At 62.5% G+C, this 1174-nt stretch carries 1 protein-coding gene; it reads right to left on the bottom strand.

The genetic code is table 11. From position 1 onward, the window contains the following. Window positions 1-92 precede the first annotated feature (92 nt). On the bottom strand, window positions 93-419 hold the full coding sequence (locus D3A59_RS26580) for an integrase core domain-containing protein (RefSeq protein WP_336470430.1): 327 nt from the start codon (window positions 417-419) through the stop codon (window positions 93-95). Between the last annotated feature and the right edge of the window lie 755 nt (window positions 420-1174).

Genomic DNA, 1174 nt, shown 5'->3' with positions numbered 1-1174 from the left:
GCGTAGTGGTCGACAGTCTCACAGGATGAGCCAAGCTGAGCTTCGTGACGAATCAGGTGAGACGAAGTGTCCGCGTGACCCGCTCGGAAAAGTCAAACCATCGGAAGGTTGACTTCGGCTTCCGTTGATTTCCCTTGCGGGGCTGATTGTTGCCGGAACTCCAGCGGGGTGCGGTAGCCAAGGCTCGAATGAGGCAGCACCTCGTTGTAGTGCCGCCGCCAGTCCTCGATCATGATGCGGGCTTCCAGCTGGTGCGGAACCGCTCCAGCGCCAGGCATTCGTAGCGGAATCGACCGTTGAAGCTCTCGGTGACGCCGTTCTGCAGGGGCTTGGCGGGATCGATCAGCGCCGTCTCGATGCCAGCCCGGTTGCCATTCCCGGTTGCCATTTTTTGCAGCAAGGCAGAAAAGTCCATGGATTACAAGGGCTTACGTGGACCGCACCCAGCTTGTCCACAGCGCTGTGCAGGGCTTCCGGGGAAAACCCAGTCCCCGACAGATCCTCTGCCCGCAGGTCCGCCCGGTCGCGCTGCGTGGATGTGAGGTGGCGCCGACGGCCCGCACGTTCCTGCACCTCGTCGTCGTCAACGACTTTATGGCTGATCGCTCAGTCCTGCGAGCGTCCCTGCCGGAACCAAGAACTGCATAGCAGAGCGTGTGTCTGCAAGACATCCATGCGCTGCACGGCGGATCAGCAGTGACAAGGCGCCTCTCCTCTCTCTACCTACCTATAGGCGGTTCGCAGGGGCACTCCCGCCCGCCTACTTACGCCGATCCTTCTCGACGCGTACTCAACCCTTGATGAGGTGCTCCCTCAAGCTGCGGGACAAGAGGTGCCGGGCGGAAAGCTGCTGTCTAAATAGGTGAGCGACTGCTTCCCGCCGACCGGCGCAGGACGTTGGCGATTCGGAGCCCCTTCCGCGCCGACTTGTTCGAGAGCAACCTGACCCCGCGGACCGGCAACAACGAACTGCCGAAGGATGCCCTCGCCAACTGCGCCACCGAAGGAAGCAGCCACGACCCCGTTCCTGCGCAGTCCACGTCCCTCGGGATAACCCTAATTCTCGCTTGGGCTTGCCCCAAGGCACCGAACTCGCTACATTCACGCCTCTTCGTTGCTGACGCGGCGGTCGCAGGGCTCCAAGGGGCAGGGCGGCTGGCCGGAAGATGCGGTG

This window comes from Caldimonas tepidiphila (assembly GCF_003569765.1).
In the GTDB taxonomy this organism is placed as follows: domain Bacteria; phylum Pseudomonadota; class Gammaproteobacteria; order Burkholderiales; family Burkholderiaceae_C; genus Caldimonas; species Caldimonas tepidiphila.
This window is presented reverse-complemented; position numbering and strand designations above follow the sequence as displayed.